Source organism: Thermoplasma sp., from assembly GCF_023256435.1.
Taxonomy (GTDB): domain Archaea; phylum Thermoplasmatota; class Thermoplasmata; order Thermoplasmatales; family Thermoplasmataceae; genus Thermoplasma.
The window spans coordinates 1-7,073 of sequence record NZ_JAGDXM010000017.1; the positions used below are offsets into that span (position 1 = coordinate 1).

Consider the following 7,073-nt stretch of genomic DNA (forward strand, 5'->3'; position numbering starts at 1 on the left):
CAGCCTGAAGTACTCAGATGTACCGAGCACTTCGATGTTCCTTGAGGCATTAAGATCCGCATTGAGTTCGAATCCGCAGTTCCTGCATTTGTGTATTCACCCCTGTATTTATCGATCAGGGATGAATGCGCCACTTGATATGCTAGCCTGCCCTGTACTGTGGTGAGGGATATCGCATGTGAGTCAGGATAGAACTTGGACGTCCTGTTATCAAAACCATAATCCAGAACCAACCGACATGCATCCCTGAACTGCTTCACTGTTTCAATTAATGATCTATTGTATGGTAGTTTTAGTTTAATAGTCCTGAACATCTATTATTAGTCTAGCTAACTTATTGATAAATTATCCCAATTGGGGGAAGTTCGTGCATCTCTTGTGCGAAGAAAGAGTTTTACAGTTCCGCCCAACCCCCTAACTTTCCTATAAATATAGACTCTTCTGACTATAGTCTGCCGCGCATGCTATCGGGTCAGGTCACGGGACAGAGGGCGATAGATAAGTGGACATTAATGAGGATAAGGAAAGCCATCGAGCGTTTACTGGGAAGATAGATAACTTATTCAATCCTCCTTATCACAATCTTTTTATCGACTTCATAGAACCCAACGAATCCTATTTCTTCAGCATTCAATAATTCGGCAATTTTTCAATATCGGTTTTCAATGAGATGATACCTTTGAAGTTACATGTAATCTTAATTATTAATAGTATTATAAGCCATATAGAGTATTAATTCAATCTGATCAAAAAAATCAAATTAACCTGTATTTATAGATTTTCTGTATTCTTATAAAGCATTATTTTTGGCAGCTACTTTCATCTTGCAATATGCGTATAGTGCATCATATGCAGGAAACTGTAGTTTTATATTTTCCAGATCATCTCTCGCAATTTCCCTGAATCCCCGCGCCAGCGCCTTCAATCCTGGGCTTTCTGGAGGGGGGTTGTCGATCTTTGCATCAGCGCCTCTGACTATCCTCGCAAGCTCAAGGAGAGCAGGATCTCGTAGGTTATACTTTTTGATAAACGCGTCAAAACTCACTCGTTCTTCATTTTCTTCCCTGAAATGCGTCAGTTCTACATTTTCGACATCGAATGGCACGGCATTAAGTTCTTTAGCTCTTTTCAATACTTCCTGAGGCGGAACATAGATAAATTCAGCATCAGGATCAATGAACCTTTTTATCAGCCAAGGACAGGCAATTCTATCCACCATAGCTCTTTCTCTCGTTATCCATTTCATAATTATGATTAGGGATCATGCATATTTAAAGGAATGTTATGATTCTAGAGAAGCGATAAATCTCGATAGCTTTCGCGATGATATATGCGTGGTTTTCCACTGGAATAGTTAATAGAGAATTTTACAAGATTTATAATAATATAGCCGGCGCAGTCCGAATACACGCTTGTGAAGATCGCTACTTCAGGCTTGTCGGAATATATCCATACAGGCAGATCTCAGTCGTTGAAGCAGGAAGATCCGATGCTTTAGCTTAGGAGTAGCTCACTTGGATCTTCTTTGCTCATGACATATTTTAGAATGGTGTTGATATCTTAGAAAGTTATAAAGTATCTGAAGTCTCTCATGGTGATAATCCGCATGGCTGAAAAAGATCATGACCGGAGCAAAAACACAGAAGAAATGGTTGCAGAATTGAGATGTGAGAATAAATCTGTCAAGCAGATAATGAAAACGCTTTCATTGCGCAAAGAAGAAATTGAAAGAATGATCAAAAACTGGATCATTGAAACAGATCCTTTTATAGAAAAAATGGTGAAGGGAAGAAAGGTATCATCATCGCCCGATGTCAATAAGATATCTCAACTTGTCAAGCAGGATATATTGGAGATATTAGATGATCCTCTTGCTCTGGATTACATCGCAAAGAAAAGATCGGATCATCATGACAGATTCATGGACTGCATAAGGTTCAAGATCAAGCAATATCTTGAAAAAGGATCAAAATAATTCGAAATAAATGAAATTTTAACTGTTCTCAATATTCAGATTTTTATCATTTTATTTTCTTTCTTCTGGGTATTATAAGAGCGATGGAGACCGTTAGTATTATCCCCGCTATTATTACGGACGAGATCATTGCGATTAGACCCGTGGGATAGCTGCCAAATATGCCAGAACTTCTTACGTTCTGTGAGTCAGCCAGCTGTTCAGCCATTGAAGCTATCTCAGCATGATAGGTCTTAAGATCCGATCTATAGGAAGATATCTGTGTCTGAACGGTGTTGTATGTCGTTGAATTTATCATACCGCTGCTGTAAAGCACCTCAGCCTGCGCCTGAAGTGTATTGAGATCCTTCACACTCTGGTTAAACTGATCCATCAATGCAGCAATCAATGAAGACTTTAACGCGCTGGACGAGGAATAACCTGTGGCAGTCGATGAATATGATGCGATAGCCTTCTCAGCACTTGTTAGATTATTCTGAAGATTATACACATCATTGTATACAAAGAATCCATACGTTGCAGATGCAGAAAGACCAGTTGGTGTGGAAACAGTGAATACCGCATAGTAGTATCCATCACTGAGAGATTCGGTGTTTATTTTTATATTTCCAGATGTTCCACTGCGCGTCAATATCATCTGTTTGGAGCTGCTGTAAACGTTTAGTTTGCCCTCAATATTGCTACCAGGCCATGATGAGGAATATGATATTCCAAAGGATCCAGAAACTATGCCATTCTGAGATCCAGATATTGAGGCAGATGGATCTGGCCCAGGATTGCTAACAGGCAGCGTATAATGCCATATGATGGGGTGCTGTATATCGTATATTAGGAAGGTGAATCCGAAGAAGCTGAATGACACGCTCAGATCGTTGATACCAGAAGCCGTCATATTCAGCATTATGGTCTGTCCGGGTGGTGGCAGAACCGTGAAGTTGAAAGGTATGTAGCCATTTGATATACCGCTCACTGTGGTATTGGCCCTGTTATCGAAGAACAGCGGTGGATAGCTCACGTTAGTGTACTGGCCTGGCATGGATCCGATAGATATATTGACGTAGTTTACGTATTTCATGTCTGCGAAATCTACAACTCCAGATATGTATTGACCTGGAACGTAGTTGATACTGGGTATGAAGTCTCCAGCCTGAGGTTCTATATATACGGTGACGGTGTTAGAGGTAAGTCCATCGTAGGTGGCCCTAAGCTGTACTACCTGTGTGAGGAGCGTGCCGTTTGTCTCCGCAAGGAGTGCATCAGTCCAGAAGACGAAATTGCCGCGTGCATCTGTCAGGAAGTGCCCTAAGGTGACACCTGGCGCGTAGGACGATACCGGCATCGTTGGATCGATAAGATAGAACTGGCTAACATTAACGGATATTTCTGAGACTACTGCGCTAGCTACGGGCTCCCCGTTAAGCATAACTTCCGCTGGCCCAATTCCATAGGTGTTGTAGAAGCCTGTCAGCGTTGTGGTGAACATCGGTATTTCAACTGTTCCCGTCTCCGCAACACCTTCGGGATTCGTTACGGTCAGCACTAGGTTTCCGCTGGCCATCGGCTGTGAAACTCCAAACTGCTGGAAATCCCATGCCGGCATGACCACAGGAGAGTTCATCACCGAGACTAGGAAATAACCGTATTCGGTTGCATTGCCCAGGAAGCTTAGCTTTGAATATGATGGCGTATAGTTGAAGAAGCCTGTGGCATTGGGTGTTATCTGGGTCATGACGCCACCGCTGAATGCATCTATCATGTAGTTGCTGCCTGCAACCGCGCCATTGGACGTCACTATCCTGAATGTATACATCTGTCCAGACGTAAGGGTTGTGAATGGCGATAGGCCAGACGGAGTCACCATCATCACGCTGAAGGCAGGATTGATAAGCGAGTAGCCCTCCTCAGAAACCGTGCCTATAAGATCTTTAGACATTGCCGCGGCATTTATGAATCCAAGGCCCTGCAGGAAGTTCCAGCCACTGCCGGCAGGATTGAATAAGGTCGCGTACCAGCCAGGAAGCACAGGATCGCTGGGCTCGCTGATGCTGAGGTTGAAGAGGTACCACGAATAGTCGTTGATGGGGCCATAATTGAAACCCTTACCTATATTTATCATATCGACGTATGGATTGGAGATTCCGGGGACGTTGGCGTTATAGGCATTGTGAGCTTCAAACAGCAGTGGATTTACATTGCCCATCTTTGGAGTCGCGGATGGAAGCATGGAAGCCTGTTCTTCTATAAGAGCCCATTCACCTGCAGTTATCGGTGTTGCAAATGATGTACCCCCATAGAAGAGGTTCCATGTTCCGAATCCATATATGGACATATTGAAGGCAGCCGGGCCGGATACTATTGGATCTATTAATGCTCCGGTCTCATACACGTCAAGGCCCGCTTCATACCATGGCTGCTGTTCCATAACTGATTCTCCGAAACCACCACCTATTTCTCCCTTGAAAGTACCATCGAAGCCAAACCCGTAGCTCCAGTATGTGAAGCTGGCCAAGCCTGTCGCCGATGTAACGTACATAGGTATGGATATTCCAAATATGCTGTAGTTTACGATCACGTTAGTTAATGGGAACTCAACGCCATTCGATTCAGCGGTTGCCTGACCACCACCAACCGATGTTGCAAACGGCGACTGAGATGGCATGGACGGTGATGCGGCCATGAAGTTCGATCCCTCATCTCCAGAGGCAAAGAAATTAGTAACACCAACCGCGTTAAGCTGTGCAAGCAGTTCATCCTCAACCGTAACGTACATCGGCGATCCCAGGAATACTGCTTCCCATTCCGGAGCACCGTATGAATTGCTTGTTATCGTTATGTTTGTGGCGCCGGCGGTAGGTCCAAATACGATGTTTCCGCTGGGTATTGCGGAAACAGGATCGTTGTTGACAAGGTACTGCGCTATAAACTGATATGCATTATCGAAGCTGGAGAATTCTGGATTAGGCACAGCTACAACGTCAATGTGCGCCATAGGGGCCATGGCCGCGATATACTCTATATCCAGCTCGGTTTCCAGAGTCCATCCATAGTTGAAGCCGTCTATTATGCCATCAAACACTGACGGTATGCCTACACCTATGTACGTGAGCCTGTCAGGAAGCTGGTTTGGATTTCCGAATACCTGCTGAGAAAACTGAGCCATATCGGACGGGATCGGGAATCCAACCTCAATCACGGCTACGGTTATTCCCTGTCCAAGGTCGGGACTTTCGCGTATCGCATCAGCCCCGTTCCAGAGATTTTCTGCGCCGGTGAGTATATGCATAGTGCTTGGAAATACGAACTGATAGTTGCCTAGATCAGATGGGAAGCCGAGTACCGGGCCGACAGCTGCAGGCGTTGCCCACGTGTAGTTTGCATATGTCAGGTTCTGTATGTTGTTTATTGACGGAATGTACGTCACGCCCGGATCGCTGTTGCCAGATCCGGAACCAGCAGCAGAAACCATGGTGGGAGAAAGCCCATAGGGAAGCATAAGATCTGGCTGTGCGAAGAGACCATTCAGACCGGAGATGCCAGAGACATAATGTTCAATATCGCTGGGCAGTTTCAGATCGCCTGTGGCAGCATAGAATGGTTGAGAATATGTGATGGATCCCTTTGCAGCACTGCTGTTACCAAATAATGGATTCCAAATGCCATTCGATGTGTACTGGTATCTGAAGGATTGGATCGTTGTGTGGAAAGCGTTTTCGAACTGCGAAACAGTTCCTGTTAGATATAGATCAAGGCGACTGGGATTTTGTGAAACATATATGCCATAACTCTCGAAGTACTGGACAAATTCGCCGTAGACGTATGGACTCACACCAAACCTGTTGCCTATCTGCGAGGGAGTGAGAAACTGATGGTAGTAGGGACTACTGGGATCATAGAGCCCATTCACGTATGCCTGCATATCGCCGCTGGGCTCAAGTGCAATGAAAACGCTTATAACAGCCGAGGGATCGTATGCACTCTGATACGGTATTAGCGAATATCCGGATGAAAGGTTTCCAGTCTGCTGATTCAGTGATGATCCACTGAGTGCGATCAGCGGCTGCTCATTGGGACCGCTCATTGTCTGCGGATTAAAACCGCTTCCGGCTACTGAAAAAGCCAGGAGAGACAGAGCAACGATCAATATCGCTCCAATCGTAAATCCTATGTCTTTTGAATTCATAAGAGACCATGAAAACATGGGATGTTCGTTCAAATCCGTTATGAACGGAAAGAACTTACAGAGAATAAGCAATAAAGTGGTATCGGAAATTCGCGCCTTTTCATTGTTTCATAGAGGATATATGAAAATAATACTTACCAGAGATAAGTATGAAGCTTACATAGGCATTATATAAGGTACTTTATTGTAATTGATCATGGATCCTTCCGTTCCGCTTAAAGCGAAAGGTTCTGGGGCAGAAGCTGATCAGAAATTTGCCAATATCGCTATAAAAGGAGTTGATCATAGCATACCTATCCCATCCCCTTCTTTTGACGTAGCTATCGCACTTAATGATTCGCCTCCATCAAGGAAAAAGAACCTAAATTACATTGTCAGCAGGGACAGATTCTCCGAGGTATACAGGGTTATCAGAACATTGATGGCTTTGGACAGGCCTCTGACCAAGACAGAACTTCTGCACAGGAGCTGTATGAATTTCCGCACAGGTTCCTCTTTGCTTGTTGGAATGAAAAAAGTAGGTCTTATTGAAGAGATAAAAATAAACCACAGGATCTATATACACCTCACGGATCTTGGAATTTTAGTCGCAAGGATGATGGTGATCATTTCGCCACTCATAGTTTCCATATTTCAACCTTAGATATCATGAAATGTCATTCTAAAGACACGCTGATACTTGATGATTGAAACTTCTCCGTCTTCCGGTATATCTTGAATGAAATAGTGTTCTGTATGCAAGATTAGTAACGATACTACATATTATCTGTTCTTTTCGATTAAATATAATGACCGCTTACTTTAATTGTGCTCGAAAGAGCAAACGGTGAAAGAAAATGAATAGGAAGATGATGTTGGTATTAGTAGCAGTGGTTGCAACCGTACTGCCGGCTGTGGCGGTTGCGGACGTTCTTGTCG

At 44.0% G+C, this 7,073-nt stretch carries 5 protein-coding genes; 2 read left to right on the top strand and 3 right to left on the bottom strand.

The features are described from left to right. Together Q0C15_RS07995 and Q0C15_RS02145 are read right to left on the bottom strand one after the other, a co-directional pair. On the bottom strand, positions 1–96 hold a 96-nt coding region (locus Q0C15_RS07995; RefSeq protein WP_367181942.1), incomplete at its 3' end, for a zinc ribbon domain-containing protein. 694 nt (positions 97–790) lie between these two features. After that, positions 791–1,246, bottom strand: a complete 456-nt coding sequence (locus Q0C15_RS02145; protein WP_297215527.1) for a chromate resistance protein ChrB domain-containing protein — start codon at positions 1,244–1,246, stop codon at positions 791–793. A gap of 360 nt (positions 1,247–1,606) precedes the next feature. On the opposite strand from Q0C15_RS02145, the gene Q0C15_RS02150 reads away from it, so the two are divergent. Further along, positions 1,607–1,975: a hypothetical protein gene (locus Q0C15_RS02150; protein WP_297215530.1), complete on the top strand. Its 369-nt coding sequence runs from the start codon at positions 1,607–1,609 to the stop codon at positions 1,973–1,975. 46 nt (positions 1,976–2,021) lie between these two features. Here Q0C15_RS02150 and Q0C15_RS02155 read toward each other — a convergent pair whose 3' ends face one another. After that, the gene (locus Q0C15_RS02155) at positions 2,022–6,155 is read right to left on the bottom strand and encodes a protease pro-enzyme activation domain-containing protein (RefSeq protein WP_297215533.1); all 4,134 of its coding nucleotides are present in this window, start codon (positions 6,153–6,155) and stop codon (positions 2,022–2,024) included. A gap of 196 nt (positions 6,156–6,351) precedes the next feature. Here Q0C15_RS02155 and Q0C15_RS02160 point away from each other — a divergent pair, with 196 nt between their 5' ends. Continuing rightward, the gene (locus Q0C15_RS02160) at positions 6,352–6,798 is read left to right on the top strand and encodes a hypothetical protein (protein WP_297215536.1); all 447 of its coding nucleotides are present in this window, start codon (positions 6,352–6,354) and stop codon (positions 6,796–6,798) included. The last annotated feature ends 275 nt before the right edge of the window (positions 6,799–7,073 follow it).